At 50.6% G+C, this 18,247-nt stretch carries 16 protein-coding genes and 1 pseudogene; 10 read left to right on the top strand and 7 right to left on the bottom strand.

The genetic code is table 11. From position 1 onward, the window contains the following. Window positions 1–149 precede the first annotated feature (149 nt). Window positions 150–782, bottom strand: coding sequence for a ribosome biogenesis GTP-binding protein YihA/YsxC (gene yihA / locus FFT88_RS01310; protein WP_130258776.1), 633 nt, complete (start codon window positions 780–782; stop codon window positions 150–152). A gap of 296 nt (window positions 783–1,078) precedes the next feature. Here yihA and FFT88_RS01315 point away from each other — a divergent pair. From FFT88_RS01315 to hemN, 3 genes and pseudogenes are all read left to right on the top strand, one after another. Next, window positions 1,079–1,245: pseudogene (locus FFT88_RS01315) on the top strand (hypothetical protein). Between the two features lie 118 nt (window positions 1,246–1,363). Beyond that, window positions 1,364–1,873 (top strand): Der GTPase-activating protein YihI, encoded by a 510-nt coding sequence (yihI, locus tag FFT88_RS01325; RefSeq protein ID WP_130216171.1) that lies wholly within the window; start codon window positions 1,364–1,366, stop codon window positions 1,871–1,873. Between the two features lie 188 nt (window positions 1,874–2,061). Next, window positions 2,062–3,435: an oxygen-independent coproporphyrinogen III oxidase gene (hemN, locus tag FFT88_RS01330; protein WP_130216173.1), complete on the top strand. Its 1,374-nt coding sequence runs from the start codon at window positions 2,062–2,064 to the stop codon at window positions 3,433–3,435. 178 nt (window positions 3,436–3,613) lie between these two features. Here hemN and FFT88_RS01335 read toward each other — a convergent pair whose 3' ends face one another. From FFT88_RS01335 to glnA, 4 genes are all read right to left on the bottom strand, one after another. Next, window positions 3,614–3,724, bottom strand: a complete 111-nt coding sequence (locus tag FFT88_RS01335) for a YshB family small membrane protein (protein WP_064527982.1) — start codon at window positions 3,722–3,724, stop codon at window positions 3,614–3,616. A gap of 113 nt (window positions 3,725–3,837) precedes the next feature. Next, window positions 3,838–5,247 carry a nitrogen regulation protein NR(I) gene (glnG, locus tag FFT88_RS01340; RefSeq protein ID WP_088563506.1) on the bottom strand — a complete coding sequence of 470 codons (1,410 nt, stop codon included), beginning with the start codon at window positions 5,245–5,247 and terminating at the stop codon, window positions 3,838–3,840. A gap of 11 nt (window positions 5,248–5,258) precedes the next feature. Beyond that, on the bottom strand, window positions 5,259–6,308 hold the full coding sequence (gene glnL / locus FFT88_RS01345) for a nitrogen regulation protein NR(II) (protein WP_000190577.1): 1,050 nt from the start codon (window positions 6,306–6,308) through the stop codon (window positions 5,259–5,261). Between the two features lie 173 nt (window positions 6,309–6,481). Further along, window positions 6,482–7,891 carry a glutamate--ammonia ligase gene (gene glnA, locus FFT88_RS01350; RefSeq protein ID WP_137511117.1) on the bottom strand — a complete coding sequence of 470 codons (1,410 nt, stop codon included), beginning with the start codon at window positions 7,889–7,891 and terminating at the stop codon, window positions 6,482–6,484. Between the two features lie 372 nt (window positions 7,892–8,263). Between glnA and typA the strand changes: the two genes are divergently transcribed. The 4 genes from typA (at window position 8,264) to FFT88_RS01370 (ending at window position 13,369) form a co-directional block, all read left to right on the top strand. Continuing rightward, window positions 8,264–10,087 carry a ribosome-dependent GTPase TypA gene (gene typA, locus FFT88_RS01355; RefSeq protein ID WP_001514692.1) on the top strand — a complete coding sequence of 608 codons (1,824 nt, stop codon included), beginning with the start codon at window positions 8,264–8,266 and terminating at the stop codon, window positions 10,085–10,087. A gap of 216 nt (window positions 10,088–10,303) precedes the next feature. Beyond that, window positions 10,304–11,014, top strand: a complete 711-nt coding sequence (locus FFT88_RS01360) for a GntR family transcriptional regulator (RefSeq protein WP_000147433.1) — start codon at window positions 10,304–10,306, stop codon at window positions 11,012–11,014. Between the two features lie 7 nt (window positions 11,015–11,021). Next, window positions 11,022–12,002, top strand: a complete 981-nt coding sequence (locus FFT88_RS01365) for a TIM barrel protein (RefSeq protein WP_130216175.1) — start codon at window positions 11,022–11,024, stop codon at window positions 12,000–12,002. A 101-nt stretch (window positions 12,003–12,103) separates the two neighbouring features. Further along, a complete protein-coding gene (locus FFT88_RS01370) occupies window positions 12,104–13,369 on the top strand; it encodes an MFS transporter (protein ID WP_130216177.1) in 1,266 nt (421 codons plus the stop codon). Window positions 13,370–13,479: 110 nt separating this feature from the next. On the opposite strand, the gene FFT88_RS01375 is transcribed toward FFT88_RS01370, so the two are convergent. Both FFT88_RS01375 and FFT88_RS01380 read right to left on the bottom strand, forming a co-directional pair. Continuing rightward, entirely contained in the window at window positions 13,480–14,268 is a 789-nt protein-coding gene (locus FFT88_RS01375) for a DeoR/GlpR family DNA-binding transcription regulator (protein WP_000022286.1), read from the bottom strand. 39 nt (window positions 14,269–14,307) lie between these two features. After that, window positions 14,308–15,204, bottom strand: a complete 897-nt coding sequence (locus FFT88_RS01380; protein WP_135405538.1) for a sugar kinase — start codon at window positions 15,202–15,204, stop codon at window positions 14,308–14,310. 172 nt (window positions 15,205–15,376) lie between these two features. On the opposite strand from FFT88_RS01380, the gene yihU reads away from it, so the two are divergent. From yihU to FFT88_RS01395, 3 genes are read left to right on the top strand one after another with little or no spacing between them, the layout of a single operon-like run. Beyond that, on the top strand, window positions 15,377–16,255 hold the full coding sequence (gene yihU, locus FFT88_RS01385; protein ID WP_135405259.1) for a sulfolactaldehyde 3-reductase: 879 nt from the start codon (window positions 15,377–15,379) through the stop codon (window positions 16,253–16,255). Window positions 16,256–16,279: 24 nt separating this feature from the next. Beyond that, on the top strand, window positions 16,280–17,167 hold the full coding sequence (locus tag FFT88_RS01390; protein WP_135405261.1) for an aldolase: 888 nt from the start codon (window positions 16,280–16,282) through the stop codon (window positions 17,165–17,167). Between the two features lie 32 nt (window positions 17,168–17,199). Beyond that, window positions 17,200–18,210 carry an alcohol dehydrogenase catalytic domain-containing protein gene (locus FFT88_RS01395; RefSeq protein ID WP_135405264.1) on the top strand — a complete coding sequence of 337 codons (1,011 nt, stop codon included), beginning with the start codon at window positions 17,200–17,202 and terminating at the stop codon, window positions 18,208–18,210. Window positions 18,211–18,247 lie beyond the last annotated feature (37 nt).

Consider the following 18,247-nt stretch of genomic DNA (forward strand, 5'->3'; position numbering starts at 1 on the left):
TGGGGCGTTTTTTATTGTGCGAAAGAAAAGATCCGTATTGCCGGATACGTTGTGCTTAACAGGCCTACGGTAGAAAAATAGCTCATTGAGTTTGCATGATTTTATGTGCCAGATACGCGATATCCGGCACATGCGTAAGGGCTAGAAAATTATTCGCCGCCCTGCGTTTCTTCTACAGGCTGCATCTCGCTGAACCAGGTATCCAGTTTCTGCCGCAGCTTATCCACACCTTGCTTCTTCAGAGAAGAGAATGTCTCTACCTGCACATCACCGTTAAACGCCAGCACTGCTTCACGCACCATATTCAATTGCGCTTTACGTGCACCGCTCGCCAGTTTATCCGCTTTGGTCAGCAACACCAGTACGGCGATATTGCTGTCCACCGCCCACTCAATCATCTGCTGGTCGAGATCTTTCAGCGGATGGCGAATATCCATCAGCACGACCAGGCCTTGTAGACTCTGACGTTTTTCGAGGTACTCACCGAGCGCGCGCTGCCATTTGCGCTTCATCTCTTCAGGAACTTCCGCGTAGCCATAGCCAGGCAAGTCGACCAGACGTTTGCCCTCAGCCACTTCAAACAGGTTGATAAGCTGGGTACGTCCTGGTGTTTTCGAGGTACGCGCCAGGCTTTTCTGGTTAGTCAGCGTGTTCAGCGCGCTGGATTTACCTGCGTTGGAACGGCCTGCAAAAGCCACTTCGATCCCGGTATCGGAAGGTAAGTGGCGAATATCAGGCGCACTCATCACAAAATGCGTCTGTTGATAATTCAAATTAGTCAAAGCGGTCGTCTCCGTCAGTCAAAGCTTTGCGGCGATTATACCTGAACCACAATAAAAGACGGATTTTTCGGCGTGAACGGTGTAAGTAAATACCATGTACTTTGTGAGACATTGCCGATTGTTTTTATGAGAAATCGAAGAGAAATTTCTGCGACGCATGTCAAATAGGCTAAATAAATCATGTGATTAGTTTTATACAATAATCTGAAAATGAGTAAATACTGATGATAGTTTATTGTTTGTTTAACACAGAAGCGTAAAGTAGCACCCATAGAGCGAGGACGCTAACAGGAACGATGACTCAGGATGAGGGTCAGGAGCGCCAGGAGGCGAAGACAGAGGATTGTCAGGAAGACAAACGTCCGGAGACGTCACTAAAGGGAAATGGAATCAACACGGAATGTTCCGGCTAATGGAAAAACAGGGTGTGTTGGCGGCCTGCAAGGATTGTAAGACCCGTTAAGGGTTGTGAGTCAGGAAAAAAGGCGACAGAGTAATCTGTCGCCTTTTTTCTTTGCTTGCTTTCTGTTAGATTCCGCCGCAAATCTATACTAAATAAAACGGCTAAAAGACGAATTGATATGAAACCATCATCTTCAAACTCACGCAGCAAAGGTCATGCAAAAGCGCGTCGTAAAACCCGCGAAGAGCTGAATCAGGAAGCTCGTGATCGCAAGCGCCAGAAAAAACGTCGTGGTCATGCACCAGGCAGCCGCGCAGCGGGCGGTAGCACTACTTCGGGTAGCAAAGGCCAGAATGCACCGAAAGATCCACGTATTGGCAGTAAAACCCCTATTCCATTGGGCGTGACTGAAAAAGTCACCAAACAGCACAAACCGAAGAGTGAGAAACCTATGCTTTCACCGCAGGCGGAGTTGGAGTTACTGGAGACGGATGAGCGTCTGGATGCGCTGCTGGAACGTCTGGAAGCAGGCGAAACCCTGAGTGCCGAAGAGCAATCCTGGGTAGATGCCAAGCTGGATCGTATTGATGAGCTGATGCAGAAACTCGGCCTCTCTTATGACGACGACGAAGAAGAGGAAGAAGACGAGAAGCAAGAAGACATGATGCGTCTACTGCGGGGCAACTAACGGATTGCCGCCGTGGGCCTTCCCGTTCTGCTGATAACCCTTCCGGTTATATGTTATCTGGTGTGGTTATTCGTTAAACTACAGCGGTTGTCGCGGCGACAAAAGTGGCTGCGCAACCGGCTGATGACCCGAAACGGGCATCCGCCGGTACGCCGTAGCCGCCAGAGACGCCATCGGAAGGAGTGAGCATGTCTGTACAGCAAATCGACTGGGACCTGGCCCTGATCCAGAAATATAACTATTCCGGGCCACGATACACCTCGTACCCGACCGCGCTGGAGTTTTCAGAAGACTTCGGTGAACAGGCGTTTTTACAAGCCGTGGCGCGCTACCCAGAGCGTCCCTTATCTCTCTACGTACATATCCCGTTCTGCCACAAACTTTGCTACTTCTGCGGTTGCAACAAGATTGTGACTCGTCAGCAGCACAAGGCCGACCAGTATCTGGACGTGCTTGAGCAAGAAATCGTTCATCGTGCTCCGCTTTTTGCCGGGCGCAAGGTGAGCCAGCTGCACTGGGGCGGTGGAACGCCAACATACCTGAATAAAGCGCAAATCAGCCGCCTGATGAAGCTGTTGCGCGAAAACTTCCAGTTCAATGCCGATGCGGAAATCTCGATCGAAGTCGATCCGCGCGAAATCGAACTGGATGTACTGGATCATTTACGCGCGGAAGGCTTTAATCGCCTGAGCATGGGCGTGCAGGACTTCAACAAAGAAGTACAGCGTCTGGTTAACCGCGAGCAGGATGAAGAGTTCATCTTTGCGCTGCTTAACCATGCGCGTGAGATTGGCTTTACCTCCACCAACATTGACCTGATTTACGGCCTGCCGAAACAGACGCCGGAGAGTTTCGCTTTTACCCTGAAACGCGTGGCGGAACTGAACCCTGACCGTCTGAGCGTCTTTAACTACGCGCATCTGCCAACTATTTTTGCCGCCCAGCGCAAAATCAAAGATGCTGACTTGCCGAGTCCGCAACAAAAACTCGATATTCTGCAGGAAACCATCGCCTTCCTGACACAATCGGGCTATCAGTTTATCGGTATGGATCACTTTGCTCGCCCGGATGACGAGCTGGCAGTGGCCCAGCGTGAAGGCGTGCTGCATCGTAACTTCCAGGGCTACACCACCCAGGGCGATACCGACCTGCTTGGGATGGGCGTTTCCGCCATCAGCATGATTGGCGACTGCTACGCGCAGAACCAGAAAGAGTTGAAGCAGTACTATCAGCAGGTGGATGAACAAGGTAATGCGCTGTGGCGTGGTATTGCGCTAACGCGTGATGACTGTATTCGCCGCGATGTGATTAAGTCGCTCATCTGCAACTTCCGTCTGGATTACGCCCCCATTGAGCAACAGTGGGATTTGCACTTCGCTGATTACTTTGCGGAAGATCTCAAGCTGCTGGCCCCATTAGCAAAAGACGGGCTGGTGGATGTGGATGAGAAGGGGATTCAGGTGACGGCGAAAGGTCGCTTGCTGATCCGCAACATTTGCATGTGCTTTGATACTTATCTGCGCCAGAAAGCGCGAATGCAGCAGTTCTCACGGGTGATTTAAATAGTGAATGGCGCTTCGTTTACAACGGTGATAAACGAAAGCGCCATCAATGTGCTGAGAACAAGGTTGCCTGATGCGCTACGCTTGTCAGGTCTACAAAATCTGTTTTTGTAGGCCGGATAAGGCGTTCACGCCGCATCCGGCATGAACAAAGAGCACTTCATCAGCAATCTGAAACTCAGCTAAACAGCCCAATCATTGCGGCACACAGCACGGCAGCAACGGCAGTTTGCGGCGTGTGGCTGTTAACTGCGCCACTTGATAGCAGATTAATTATTGATTCCAGCATAATGACACTCCCCCCGTTTTTCGGGCATGATCATACTGAACTTACCGGAACAGTAAAGCGCAAAATAACAGCAATTTGCGCTCAATAATCAATCTTTACATGGCGAGCCTGAATCACTCCATCCCCAGCTCTTTTAACTTACGCGTCAGGGTGTTACGCCCCCAGCCAAGTAAGCGTGCTGCTTCCTGTTTATGCCCCTGCGTATGTCGCAACGCGGTAGTCAGTAACGTCCGCTCCAGCTCTGGTTGCGCTTCAGACAGCAAGTTTTGATGACCGGAACGTAGCGCCCGATCTGCCCACTGTGCTAACAGCGTTGCCCAACTGTCCGGCTGCATTTGTGAAGTGCTTTCCGGTACGGTTGATTCAAACAGTTCGCCAGGCAAATCCTGAATCAACACTTCCTGTCCGGCAGCCATTACCGTTAGCCAGCGGCAGGTGTTTTCCAGCTGGCGCACGTTGCCTGGCCACGCCAGACGCGTCAGAGCGGCTTCAGTTTCCGGATGCAGCAACTTTGCTTCTACGCCCAGCTCGCGAGCGGCAACTTGTAAAAAATGGCGTGCCAGACGGGGAATATCTTCCCGACGCTCACGCAGCGGCGGCAGATGAACACGGATAACGTTCAGGCGGTGGAACAAATCCTCACGGAACTTGCCTTCCTGCACCCGCTGTTCGAGATTCTGGTGGGTCGCAGCGATAATCCGCACATCCACTTTCACCGGCGCATAGCCGCCAACGCGATAAAACTGACCGTCTGCCAGCACGCGCAGCAAACGCGTCTGCACATCCAGCGGCATATCGCCAATTTCATCGAGGAATAATGTGCCGCCATCGGCCTGTTCAAAACGCCCCTGACGAATGGTATTCGCGCCGGTAAACGCGCCTTTTTCGTGACCGAACAGTTCTGATTCGATCAAATCCTTCGGGATAGCCGCCATATTGAGCGCGATAAACGGCGCTTTGGCGCGCGGGCTGTGGCGATGCAGGGCATGAGCGACCAGTTCTTTACCGGTGCCGGATTCGCCATTAATCAGCACGCTAATCGAAGAACGCGAAAGCCGACCGATAATCCGGAACACGTCCTGCATGGCTGGCGCTTCGCCGATGATATCGGTCGTTGGGCCGTTAAGCTGAACATTACGCGGCTGCTGCTGTTCCTGGTAATGACTGATGGCGCGCTCAACCAGCGCCACGGCTTCGTCGATATCAAACGGTTTAGGCAGATAATCAAACGCCCCTTGTTGATAGGCGCTGACGGCAGCATCCAGATCGGAATGTGCGGTCATAATGATGACCGGAAGCATCGGATGGCGCTGTTTAATCTGCTTGAGCAGCGCCAGCCCATCCATTCCCGGCATACGGATATCCGACAGCAGCACATCCGGCGTTTTGCTCGCCAGTGCTTCCAGCACCTCCGCGCCGTTCTCAAACGTCGTACAGGTTAAACCTGCCCCAGCGAGCGCACGTTCAAGCACCCAACGGATGGAACTATCGTCATCGACTACCCAGACTATCCCTCGTTGCATAAACGTCACCTTTATTTCCTGATAGGCAGGTAAACCGAGAACTCGGTATGACCTGGCCAACTGGTAAATTCAATTTTGCCTGAATGCTGATCAATTAAATTTCGGGCGATGGATAAGCCAAGCCCGGTGCCACCTTCGCGGCCGCTGACCATCGGGTAAAACAGCGTATCCTGCAAATGAGGCGGAATGCCCGGCCCGTTGTCTTCCACATCAATCCGCGCCGCCAGCCGATAGCGTTCGCCGTGTAAGGTCAGTTGAAACGCGGTGCGGGTACGCAGAATGATTTCACCACCTTCCGGCCCCAGCGCCTGTAGCGCATTGCGCACAATATTCAGCAGCACTTGCTCAATTTGATCCGGGTCGTGCGCCAGTTCCGGCAGGCTGGGGTCGTAATCACGAATCAACCGCACGTTGTCCGGCAGTTCCATCGACACCAGCGTCACCACGCGTTCAGCCACTTTGTGAATACTTTCGGTAACGCGCGTACCGGGCAGCTGCGGCCCCAACAGACGGTCGACCAGATTTCGCAGCCGGTCCGCCTGTTCGATAATCACTTTGGTATATTCCAGCAGCGACGGGTCAGGCAGTGCTTTGCTGAGTAGCTGCGCTGCGCCACGTAAGCCGCCAAGCGGATTTTTAATCTCATGCGCCAGGCCGCGCACTAAATCACGGGCAGCAACCTGCTGGGCGTGCTGTAGCTGTTCCTGACTTAAGCGGCGCTGGTTATCCATCGGCGCCATCTCCAGCAGGATCATGCCGTCCGGCATACGCTGGGCCGTCACAGAAAGGATATGCGAGCGCCCGTCGATGACCAGCGTCACTTCGTTATCGGTAAAACCTTGCCCCGCCTCCAGACTTTCTTGCATCAGCTCGATATTTAATGAGAAGTAGCTCAACAGTTCCGGTAACGGTGTACCAAACAATTTGCGGGAGCTTTGGGCGAGCAGTTGTTGCGCGGCGGGGTTGGCGTAATGGATCGCCAGGTTGTCATCAATTAACAAAATACTGTTAATCAGCGAGTTGAGGATCTGCCCAGCATCGGGCTGCGTGCCTGTTGCCATAAAGCAGTCTCCTGAACAGGTTGCACCATTTTAGTGCATTATAGCTTTTTACGGATAAAAAGCGCGAAGCATCTGAGAATTGACGGAGAAAAAAGCCCATGCAGAGATGGGCTGAAAGTTTCCACGGCAACTAAATCCCGGCGTTGTTGCGCCGGGTAGTACAACTTCAACTATTAGACGCTGTAGTACAGCTCAAACTCTACCGGATGCGGAGTCATACGCACGCGGTCATCTTCTTCGCGACGCAGAGCGATGTACGCATCGATCGCTTCATCCGTGAACACTCCACCGGCTTTCAGGAACTCGCGGTCCAGATCCAGTTCGTTCAGTGCTTCTTCCAGAGAGCCTGCAACCTGTGGGATCTCTTTCGCTTCTTCTGGCGGCAGGTCATACAGGTTTTTGTCCATGGCTTCGCCCGGATGGATCTTGTTTTTGATGCCATCAAGACCGGCCATCAGCAGGGCAGCAAAGCACAGGTACGGGTTAGCCGCCGGGTCCGGGAAACGGACTTCGATACGACGTGCTTTCGGAGAAGAAACCACCGGAATACGGATAGACGCAGAACGGTTACGCGCAGAGTAAGCCAGCATTACCGGTGCTTCGTAGCCCGGGACCAGACGCTTGTAAGAGTTGGTGGTCGGGTTTGCCAGGGCGTTAATTGCTTTAGCGTGTTTGATTACGCCGCCAATGTAGTACAGCGCCTGTTCAGACAGACCTGCGTATTTGTCGCCCGCGAACAGGTTAACGCCGTTTTTAGACAGCGACATGTGGCAGTGCATACCGGAGCCGTTATCACCGAACATCGGTTTTGGCATAAAGGTCGCGGTTTTGCCGAAGCGGTGCGCTACGTTGTGCACAACATATTTGTAGATCTGAATTTCGTCAGCTTTTTTGGTCATGGTATTGAAGCGGGTAGCCACTTCGTTCTGACCTGCAGTCGCTACTTCGTGGTGATGGGCTTCAACCACCAGACCCATCTGTTCCATCACCAGACACATTTCAGAACGAATATCCTGAGCAGAGTCTACCGGAGGCACCGGGAAGTAACCGCCTTTCACTGCCGGACGGTGACCTTTGTTACCACCTTCGTATTGGGTGGCGGAGTTCCATGCACCTTCGATATCGTCGATAGCAACGTGAGAACCGGAGATAGATGATCCGAAACGGATGTCATCGAACAGGAAGAATTCAGGTTCTGGCCCGAACAGTACGGTGTCGGCAATGCCAGTAGAACGCAGGTAATCTTCGGCGCGCTTCGCAATGGAGCGCGGGTCACGGTCATAGCCTTGCAGGGTGCCAGGTTCAAGGATGTCGCAACGGATAATCAGGGTAGAGTCGGCGAAGAACGGGTCAATCACTGCGGTGGATGCGTCTGGCATCAGCACCATGTCGGATTCGTTAATGCCTTTCCAGCCGCCAATCGAGGAGCCGTCAAACATTTTGCCTTCTTCGAAGAATTCAGCATTCACCTGATGAGCAGGGATAGTGACGTGCTGTTCTTTACCTTTGGTATCGGTGAAGCGCAAATCAACAAACTTCACTTCGTGCTCGTTCAGCATCGTCAGTACGTGTTCAGCGGACATACTTTAACTCTCCTGGATTGGTCATTGTCGTCGTGGTAACGAAATCTGCAATTATTTTGGCCGTGTCGCCGTAAAAAAGATAAAGCGAAATCTGTGCCAACTTTTAAATTGCCCCTAAAAGGCGTTATCATGCTTAACATCGTGCAAAAGGGCTGCACCATGATGTGAATGTTGCACCAATATAGTGCTTCAATGGAAACATTAAGCACCATGTTGGTGCAATGACCTTTGGATAACCCTTTTTATGCTCCGTGAAAGCGATCACAAAGGGACTCTGCAATACTTGTTTGCGGAGGATGTTTGTGATCCTGTTTTGTAGTGCGATTAATCCGTGTACAATAACGCGCTATTTCTAATGCCTGAGGCAAAGTTGTGATCGAAAAATTGCGTAATATCGCCATCATCGCGCACGTCGACCATGGTAAAACCACCCTGGTAGACAAGCTGCTCCAACAATCCGGTACGTTCGACTCTCGTGCCGAAACCCAAGAGCGCGTGATGGACTCCAACGATTTGGAGAAAGAGCGTGGGATTACCATCCTCGCGAAAAACACCGCTATCAAATGGAATGATTACCGTATCAATATCGTTGATACCCCGGGGCACGCCGACTTCGGTGGTGAAGTTGAACGTGTAATGTCCATGGTAGACTCAGTGCTGCTGGTGGTTGACGCATTTGACGGCCCGATGCCGCAAACGCGCTTCGTAACCAAAAAAGCGTTTGCTTACGGCCTGAAGCCGATTGTTGTTATCAACAAAGTTGACCGCCCTGGCGCGCGTCCTGACTGGGTTGTGGATCAGGTATTCGACCTGTTCGTAAACCTCGACGCGACCGACGAGCAGCTGGACTTCCCGATCGTTTACGCTTCTGCGCTGAACGGTATCGCGGGTCTGGACCACGAAGATATGGCGGAAGACATGACCCCGCTGTATCAGGCGATTATTGACCACGTTCCTGCGCCGGACGTAGACCTTGACGGTCCGTTCCAGATGCAGATTTCTCAGCTCGATTACAACAGCTATGTTGGTGTTATCGGCATTGGCCGCATCAAGCGCGGTAAAGTGAAGCCGAACCAGCAAGTTACTATCATCGATAGCGAAGGCAAAACCCGCAACGCGAAAGTCGGTAAAGTGCTGGGCCACCTCGGTCTGGAACGTATCGAAACCGATCTGGCGGAAGCTGGCGATATCGTGGCGATCACGGGCCTTGGCGAACTGAACATTTCTGACACCGTTTGCGACACGCAAAACGTTGAAGCGCTGCCGGCACTCTCCGTTGATGAGCCGACCGTTTCTATGTTCTTCTGCGTTAACACCTCGCCGTTCTGCGGTAAAGAAGGTAAGTTCGTAACGTCTCGTCAGATCCTGGACCGTCTGAACAAAGAACTGGTACACAACGTTGCGCTGCGCGTAGAAGAAACCGAAGACGCCGATGCGTTCCGCGTTTCTGGTCGTGGCGAACTGCACCTGTCTGTTCTGATCGAAAACATGCGTCGTGAAGGTTTCGAACTGGCGGTATCCCGTCCGAAAGTTATCTTCCGTGAAATCGACGGTCGTAAACAAGAGCCGTATGAAAACGTGACTCTGGACGTTGAAGAACAGCATCAGGGTTCTGTGATGCAGGCGCTGGGCGAACGTAAAGGCGACCTGAAAAACATGAATCCAGACGGTAAAGGCCGCGTACGTCTCGACTACGTGATCCCAAGCCGTGGTCTGATTGGCTTCCGTTCTGAGTTCATGACCATGACTTCCGGTACAGGTCTGCTGTACTCCACCTTCAGCCATTACGACGACGTTCGTCCGGGTGAAGTGGGTCAGCGTCAGAACGGCGTACTGATCTCTAACGGTCAGGGTAAAGCGGTAGCGTTCGCGCTGTTCGGTCTGCAGGATCGCGGTAAGCTGTTCCTCGGTCACGGTGCAGAAGTTTACGAAGGTCAGATTATCGGTATTCACAGCCGCTCTAACGACCTGACTGTAAACTGCCTGACCGGTAAGAAACTGACCAACATGCGTGCTTCCGGTACTGACGAAGCCGTTGTTCTGGTTCCGCCTATCCGCATGACTCTGGAACAAGCTCTGGAGTTCATCGATGATGACGAACTGGTAGAAGTGACTCCGACCTCTATCCGTATTCGTAAACGTCACCTGACGGAAAACGATCGTCGTCGCGCTAACCGCGCACCGAAAGACGATTAATTTCGTTTTTTAGTCATAAAAAACCTGCCAGCGATGGCAGGTTTTTTTTTGCCTGTCGTGAGCACTCACCAATGCGAGTATCTCCCTTATAAGTCTGTGGTTACGTCAATAGAGAGCTTTGTCACAATTATCTGCAAAGTCATACGCCGTTAATTGCTTTCTTTTTTGGCGTAAGCGTAAGATGCCTCATCTGGTTTAAACCAAAAGGATTAAACAATGACGGGAAATCAATCCACCGTAGAAAATGCAAAAGAGAAACTGGATCGGTGGTTAAAAGATGGCATCACTACGCCGGGTGGAAAACTCCCTTCAGAAAGAGAACTGGGAGAGCTGCTGGGCATTAAACGTATGACGCTGCGCCAGGCGTTGCTGAACCTCGAGGCAGAATCCAAAATCTTCCGTAAGGATCGTAAAGGGTGGTTCGTGACTCAGCCGCGATTTAATTACAGCCCGGAGCTGTCGGCGAGCTTTCAGCGGGCCGCAATTGAGCAAGGGCGGGAACCTTCCTGGGGGTTTACCGAGAAAAGCCGTACCAGCGACATTCCCCAGACGCTTGCGCCACTGATTGCAGTGACGCCATCAACCGAACTCTATCGTATTACCGGCTGGGGGGCGCTGGAAGGACATAAAGTTTTCTATCACGAAACATATATTAATCCTGAAGTTGCCCCAGGTTTTATTGAACAACTTGAAAACCACTCATTTTCTGCAGTCTGGGAAAAGTGCTACCAAAAAGAGACGGTAGTAAAAAAATTGATTTTCAAACCCGTCAGAATGCCGGGCGATATCAGCAAGTATCTTGGCGGTTCTGCGGGTATGCCAGCGATCTTAATTGAAAAGCATCGCGCCGACCAGCAAGGCAATATTGTCCAGATAGATATTGAATATTGGCGATTTGAGGCCGTAGACCTCATCATTAATCTGTAGGTGTTTTATGGTGACAACAAATAACGCAAGAAAGATTCTACAACGTGTCGATACTCTTCCTCTTTATTTACATGCCTATGCCTTTCATTTAAATATGCGGCTGGAAAGAGTATTGCCTGCTGATTTACTTGATATCGCGAGTGAAAATAATCTGCGGGGCGTCAAAATTCATGTTCTGGATGGCGAGCGTTTTTCTCTTGGCAATATGGACGATAAAGAACTCTCTGCCTTTGGTGATAAAGCCCGCCGTCTGAACCTTGATATTCATATTGAAACCAGCGCCTCAGATAAGGCATCTATTGACGAAGCCGTCGCCATCGCGTTGAAAACCGGGGCATCGTCCGTACGTTTTTATCCACGTTATGAAGGTAATTTGCGCGACGTATTATCGATCATCGCTAACGACATTGCCTATGTACGGGAAACGTATCAGGACAGCGGCCTGACTTTTACGATCGAGCAGCATGAAGATTTAAAAAGCCATGAGCTGGTGTCGCTGGTCAAAGAAAGTGAGATGGAGTCTCTTTCCTTACTGTTTGATTTTGCGAACATGATCAATGCAAATGAGCATCCCATCGACGCTTTAAAAACGATGGCGCCACATATTACCCAGGTGCATATCAAAGATGCATTGATTGTTAAAGAACAGGGGGGGCTGGGCCATAAAGCCTGTATTTCAGGTCAGGGAGATATGCCCTTCAAAGCGTTATTAACGCACCTTATCTGCCTGGGCGATGATGAGCCGCAGGTGACGGCATATGGCCTGGAAGAAGAGGTTGATTATTATGCTCCGGCGTTCCGCTTTGAAGACGAAGATGATAATCCGTGGATCCCTTATCGCCAGATGAGTGAAACACCATTACCAGAAAATCATTTACTGGATGCGCGGTTACGTAAAGAAAAAGAAGATGCGATTAATCAGATAAATCATGTGCGTAACGTACTACAACAAATCAAACAAGAGGCAAGCCATCTTCTGAACCACTAATAAGTTTTAACTCATACGCAGTTAATAAAACCATTCCATAAGAATGGTCGATATCTTATTGCCTTTAAAACAGTGATTTTAAAAATCGCTTAGGGGATGTTATGCTCACGAAAAAGAAATGGGCGTTATTTAGTCTATTAACACTGTGTGGCGGTACAATTTATAAATTACCGTCGCTGAAAGATGCGTTTTATATCCCGATGCAGGAATATTTCCATTTGACTAATGGTCAAATTGGTAATGCTATGTCGGTAAACTCGTTTGTCACCACAGTGGGCTTTTTTCTGTCTATTTATTTTGCCGATAAACTACCGCGCAGATACACCATGTCACTCTCACTCATTGCGACGGGATTACTGGGTGTTTATTTGACAACAATGCCGGGATATTGGGGCATCCTCTTTGTCTGGGCGCTATTTGGCGTTACCTGCGACATGATGAACTGGCCGGTCTTGCTCAAGTCAGTAAGTCGATTGGGCAATAGCGAACAACAAGGTCGTTTGTTTGGCTTCTTCGAAACAGGGCGTGGCATTGTCGATACCGTGGTGGCATTTTCTGCGTTGGCAGTTTTTACCTGGTTTGGCAGTGGCTTATTGGGCTTTAAAGCGGGTATCTGGTTCTATTCCCTTATTGTGATTGCTGTGGGCGTTATCATTTTCTTTGTCCTCAATGACAAAGAAGAGGCACCGTCCGTGGAGGCGAAAAAAGAAGACGGAGCATCGCAAAACACCAGTATGACCTCGGTGCTGAAAGACAAAACCATCTGGCTTATCGCTTTCAACGTCTTCTTCGTTTACGCGGTTTACTGTGGCCTGACGTTCTTCATTCCATTCTTGAAAAACATCTATCTACTGCCCGTTGCGCTGGTGGGGGCTTACGGCATCATTAACCAATACTGTCTGAAAATGATCGGAGGACCGATTGGTGGCATGATTTCAGATAAGATCCTGAAATCACCGAGTAAATATCTATGCTACACCTTTATCATCAGTACCGCTGCGCTCGTACTGTTGATTATGCTGCCGCACGAAAGCATGCCGGTCTATTTAGGGATGGCCTGTACATTGGGCTTTGGTGCGATAGTCTTTACTCAGCGCGCCGTATTTTTTGCACCTATTGGCGAAGCAAAAATTGCTGAAAATAAAACAGGCGCGGCGATGGCGTTGGGTAGCTTTATCGGTTACGCCCCGGCGATGTTCTGCTTCAGTCTGTATGGCTACATTCTGGATTTAAATCCGGGGATTATTGGCTACAAAATCGTGTTTGGCATTATGGCCTGCTTCGCATTCTGTGGTGCGGTGGTTTCCGTAATGCTGGTTAAGCGAATTAGTCAACGTAAGAAAGAGATGCTGGCGGCTGAAGCTTGATTAATGGCCGGATGTGCTTAATCCGGCCAACGAAAACCGTATCAACCGTAGGCCGCATCCGGCAAAATAAAATCCGCTGAATCCCCAGCGGATTTTTCGAAGTTTCAATTTCAGGAAACTTCCTGCTCGGCAACCACCAGTTCAACATTCTCTTCACTTAACAACTGGCAGAAAGAATTGGGAGGCGGGGCATCAGTAAAAAAAGCCCTGACATTCCGCGCATTGCCAATTGAAACCGCAGCCGAAGCGGCAAACTTAGTATGATCTGCCACTAGCAATGTATTCCGCGCATGTTTAATCATCGTTCTCGCGACTAACGCTTCATTGACATCAAATTCCAGCAGGGTGCCGTCATGTTCAATGGCACCAATACTGGTGATTAAATAGTCTGCGCGAAAACCTTCAATAAAATCCACGGCTCCAGGGCCGATAATCCCACCGTTATGGGCGCGTAAAGTGCCTCCCGGCACCATCACTTCAATATCCTGATTCTTATAAAGAATCTGTGCCACACGAAGGCTGTTAGTGATAATGCGTAAATCACGACGGTTGAGTAATGCCCTGGCAACGGCTTCTACGGTTGTACCGATGGTGATGAAGACAGTACAGCGTTCGGGAAGGTAATCGGCGACCGCCTCAGCGATCGCCCGTTTCTCGGCGGTTAGCGAAAGTTCCCGTTGCTCAAAAGCGGTATTCATGACGCTGGAGACGCGCCCGGCCCCTCCATGATGACGGGTGATCAAGCCCTGCTCACTGAGTTTTCGGATATCCCGGCGCACGGTTTGCGTTGAAACATCCAGCAGTTGTGCCAGTTCTTCAATATTCATATAACCGCGTTCTGCGATTAGATGAACGAGTTGGTCATGGCGTGGATTACCTGTCACTTCGATGATACTCATGAATACTCCCTTGCCCCTCCTCGGTAGATGTTTACCATTTTACGCATAAAGTGACAAAAATGATTCGGTTTGCTCACGATTAGGAATGCCAGCCCGACCGCCAGGCTGGGTACATTTCATCGCGGCAACCGCACTGGCAAAACGAATAGCCTCTTTTGTTGGCATTTTTTCTGCCAACGCTACCGCGAGTGCACCGTGAAAAACATCGCCTGCTCCAGTGGTATCAACCACATTGACAGAAAATGCCTCCTGTTGACACAAATGATCATCTTCAATCCACAACGAACCTTCAGAACCCAGCGTGACATACACTTTACCTGCTGTTTGTGTCGTTGCCTGGTACAAGCTTTCTTCAGGTGACTGAAGGCCAGTCATACGTTTCAGCCCTGGCGTAGAGAACACAGCATGATCGGCAAGCGCGACAAGTGGAGAAATATCCTGCGGTGTCATATCGGCGTCTAAAAGCGTTGTCACCCCCGCAAGGCGCGCTAGCGAGAATGCTTTTTCAGTACCGCTATGCCAGCGAACATCGGCCAGAATCAGATCATAACGAGAGAAATCGATCGCTTCTAACCATTCGGCATCAGTACCGAGATCGGGACTTGGATAATTAACGATAATCCGTTCGCCATGCTGATCAACGAGGATCGCTGATTGCGACGAACGGGCGTTAGGATATCGGCGGCAAAATGCGGTATTGACGCCCCAACCCTCAAGTTCTGCAAGTAAGGTATTTCCACAACTGTCATCGCCGACGCGACCGATGAAATCAACCTCCACGCCAAGTTTTGCGATTGCAACAGCGGCTGTTGCTGCCGGGCCGCCACCAATCTCAAGATAATGATTTGCCTGATATTTCCCGCCGCCCTCCGGCAGAGTAGGCAAAGAATAAATCCTGTCCTGAACTGTGATACCCACGCATGCAATTCTGGTCATATTTGTCTTGTCCTGTTTAATTTTGTCGTCTTTGGTCAATTTAAATGACACAAATGATCGAATTAGTGATGTGTGTCGTGTTTTTGAACATAAATTACAAATATGCTCAAAAACAGACGAAAACGAATTTTCAATTGTCATTATTTTGTCAATGTCAGACAGGAGAGCATTCATGGCAACCATTGCATTTCTCGGGCTGGGGCAGATGGGTAGCCCAATGGCTAACAATCTATTGCAAAAAGGGCATTCATTGCAGGTATTTGATGTCAATGCACAGGCCGTCGATGCGCTAGTTACGCAGGGGGCCACTGCGGCACAAACCCCAGCGGAAGCGGCAGCAGGCGCTGAATTTATCATCACTATGCTTCCCAATGGTGACATTGTTCGACAGGTGCTGTTGGGGGAAAAAGGCGTCTGTGAAACTGTTTCATCTGACGCGTTAGTGATTGATATGTCGACTATTCATCCCTTACAGACCGATGCATTAATACGGGAATTACAAGAAAAAGGCATCAGTATGATGGACGCCCCCGTGGGCAGAACGTCCGTGAATGCGATTGATGGCACATTGCTGATTTTAGCGGGTGGCACTGATGAGCAGATTGCGCGTGCACGCCCGATTCTCATGTGCATGGGTAATGAGCTGGTCGAGGCTGGCGGCCCAGGAATGGGGATCCGCGTGAAGCTAATTAACAACTATATGAGCATTGCGCTTAATGCGCTGTCCTCCGAAGCCGCTGTGTTATGTGAGTCACTGGGATTAAATCTTGATGTCGCAATTAAGGTGATGAGTGGTACTGCAGCAGGGAAAGGACATTTTACGACCACCTGGCCTGGCAAAGTGCTGAAAGGCGATCTTTCTCCCGCCTTCATGGTGGACCTGGCATTGAAAGATCTGCGTATTGCAGTTGACGTCGCTCGGGAAACGGGGGCGCCGCTCAATATGGGGATTGCAGCAGAAAGTTATTACGCCGCAGCAAGCCAAGACGGCAAAGGGCGGCAGGACTGGAGCGCCCTGCTAAATCAGGTTCGCCAGCAGGCTGGTCTTTAATTTTATCTATTAACAGGAGTTTCTATGTCATCCCACTTCACCCCATACACGCTGAAAGATATCTCCCGCCCAGGTGGTGGATTCGCTATGTTAGCTGTCGATCAGCGTGAAGCCATGCGCCTGATGTTTGCGGCAGCAGGGCAGCCAAAACCCATCGCCGACAGTGTACTCACCGATTTTAAAGTTGCCGCGACCCGAATCCTTTCTCCTTATGCTTCTGCCGTTCTGGCGGATAAACAATTTTGTCTTGAGCAAATAGTCGAGCAGGGCGCTGTGGCTAATTCTTGCGGCCTGATTGTCGCTGCCGATCTTTTTATTCCTGGTAATGGCATCCCGGTTGATAGCGTTGAAATAGATATGTCCGTCGACCCGCATAAAGCCCGTGAAATGGGGGCTAAGGCAATGAAATTACTTGTACTCTGGCGTGAAGACGAACCCGCAGAGGAACGTCTGGCAATGGTTGATAAATTTGTTCGTCGCTGCCGTAGTGCCGGGCTGGTTAGCATTATTGAACCTGTGGTGCGTCCACCTCGTCGCGGTTGGGACTTTGATCGTGAAAGCGCCATTGTTGCCGCCGCCGCAGAGCTTGGTGGAACAGAGGCTGATCTTTACAAAGCCGAGATGCCATTAGGGGGCAAAGGCGATGAAAAAACCTTACTTGCCGCCTGTCAGAAACTTAACGATCAGATGAAGATGCCGTGGGTAATTCTTTCTTCTGGCGTTGATGCCGATATTTTTGGCCGCGCAGTCAGTATTGCCATGAAAGGTGGTGCGTCGGGCTTCCTGGCTGGACGAGCGGTTTGGGCGTCGGTTGTTGGTGCACAAGATCCACAAACTATGCTGCGCGATGTCTCCGTTCCACGCTTGCAACGGCTGGCTGAAATTGTCGATGAAGGTATCGCGCAACGCTAATCCCCTATGGATATCGATTCTGGAGAATAACAATGGATAAAATTACCCAGGTTTTATTTTCAGATATTGGGAAAGTCACCACTCAATATGTTGAAGTACCACACCAGGAACTTAAACCGCACGAAGTACGGATTGCGCCCGTGTTCTACGGGATATGCGGTTCGGATCTGCATGTTCTGAAAGGCGGTCATCCGTTTGCCAAACCGCCTGTCGTCCCCGGTCATGAAATTGCAGCGTGCGTTACGGAAATTGGCAGCGACGTTAAAAATGTACAGCCGGGCGATCATGTTGTGGTCGATCCCATCATGGCTTGCATGGAATGCCGAGCCTGCAAAGCAGGACGTTTTAATCTTTGTGAACCACCGCAGGTTGCCGGTTTTCGCGCGCCGGGCTTTGCTCGCTCACAGCACATTGTTCCTGCGCGTAATTGCCATGTTGCACCAGCCTCTTTACCGCTAAAAGTGTTGGCCTTTGCCGAACCGGCGGCTTGTGCTCGCCATTGCGTTAACCGGATGCCGAAGACTTCTCTGGAAAGCGTACTGGTTATTGGTGCCGGAACGATTGGATTATCTATCGTGCAGGCACTGCGCATTATGGGAGCAGGGAAGATCACCGTGATTGAACCTGACGCTGCCAAACGCGCCCTGGCGTTAAAGCTGGGCGCAGCAGAAGTTTGGGCTCCAGGGGAACTGGCCGCAGATGTGCGATTTACGGGGGCGATTGATGTTGTTGCAGCGCAGGCCACGCTTAATGATGCCTGTACCCGTGTGTATGCCGGAGGCACCGTCGTGTGCATGGGCGTACCGAGTGGGCCGCGTGAAATACCGCTACCGATGATGCAACGTTTCGAGCGTGACTTGCTCAACTCTGGCATGTACATCCCTGAAGATTTCGATGCCGTTATCGAATGGCTGGCGGATGGGCGGTTTGATACCAGTGAACTGGTTACCGATTTATTTGCCATTGAGGATGCAGCGGCAGCGTTCGAACGTGCGCAGCAAAATGATTCCATAAAAGTCATGCTGCAATTTGCGCCGGAATGATTTTCTAAATCTCTGTCTGGCGCTGCGCCACGCTAGC

This window comes from Escherichia sp. E4930, from assembly GCF_005845405.1.
GTDB lineage: Bacteria > Pseudomonadota > Gammaproteobacteria > Enterobacterales > Enterobacteriaceae > Escherichia.

Coding starts and splice junctions, on each gene's coding strand:
- yihI (WP_130216171.1), top strand. CDS start 1,364: ATGAAACCATCATCTTCAAACTCACGCAGCAAAGGTCATGCAAAAGCG.
- hemN (WP_130216173.1), top strand. CDS start 2,062: ATGTCTGTACAGCAAATCGACTGGGACCTGGCCCTGATCCAGAAATAT.
- FFT88_RS01335 (WP_064527982.1), bottom strand. CDS start 3,724: ATGCTGGAATCAATAATTAATCTGCTATCAAGTGGCGCAGTTAACAGC.
- glnG (WP_088563506.1), bottom strand. CDS start 5,247: ATGCAACGAGGGATAGTCTGGGTAGTCGATGACGATAGTTCCATCCGT.
- glnL (WP_000190577.1), bottom strand. CDS start 6,308: ATGGCAACAGGCACGCAGCCCGATGCTGGGCAGATCCTCAACTCGCTG.
- glnA (WP_137511117.1), bottom strand. CDS start 7,891: ATGTCCGCTGAACACGTACTGACGATGCTGAACGAGCACGAAGTGAAG.
- FFT88_RS01360 (WP_000147433.1), top strand. CDS start 10,304: ATGACGGGAAATCAATCCACCGTAGAAAATGCAAAAGAGAAACTGGAT.
- FFT88_RS01365 (WP_130216175.1), top strand. CDS start 11,022: ATGGTGACAACAAATAACGCAAGAAAGATTCTACAACGTGTCGATACT.
- FFT88_RS01370 (WP_130216177.1), top strand. CDS start 12,104: ATGCTCACGAAAAAGAAATGGGCGTTATTTAGTCTATTAACACTGTGT.
- FFT88_RS01375 (WP_000022286.1), bottom strand. CDS start 14,268: ATGAGTATCATCGAAGTGACAGGTAATCCACGCCATGACCAACTCGTT.
- FFT88_RS01380 (WP_135405538.1), bottom strand. CDS start 15,204: ATGACCAGAATTGCATGCGTGGGTATCACAGTTCAGGACAGGATTTAT.
- yihU (WP_135405259.1), top strand. CDS start 15,377: ATGGCAACCATTGCATTTCTCGGGCTGGGGCAGATGGGTAGCCCAATG.
- FFT88_RS01390 (WP_135405261.1), top strand. CDS start 16,280: ATGTCATCCCACTTCACCCCATACACGCTGAAAGATATCTCCCGCCCA.
- FFT88_RS01395 (WP_135405264.1), top strand. CDS start 17,200: ATGGATAAAATTACCCAGGTTTTATTTTCAGATATTGGGAAAGTCACC.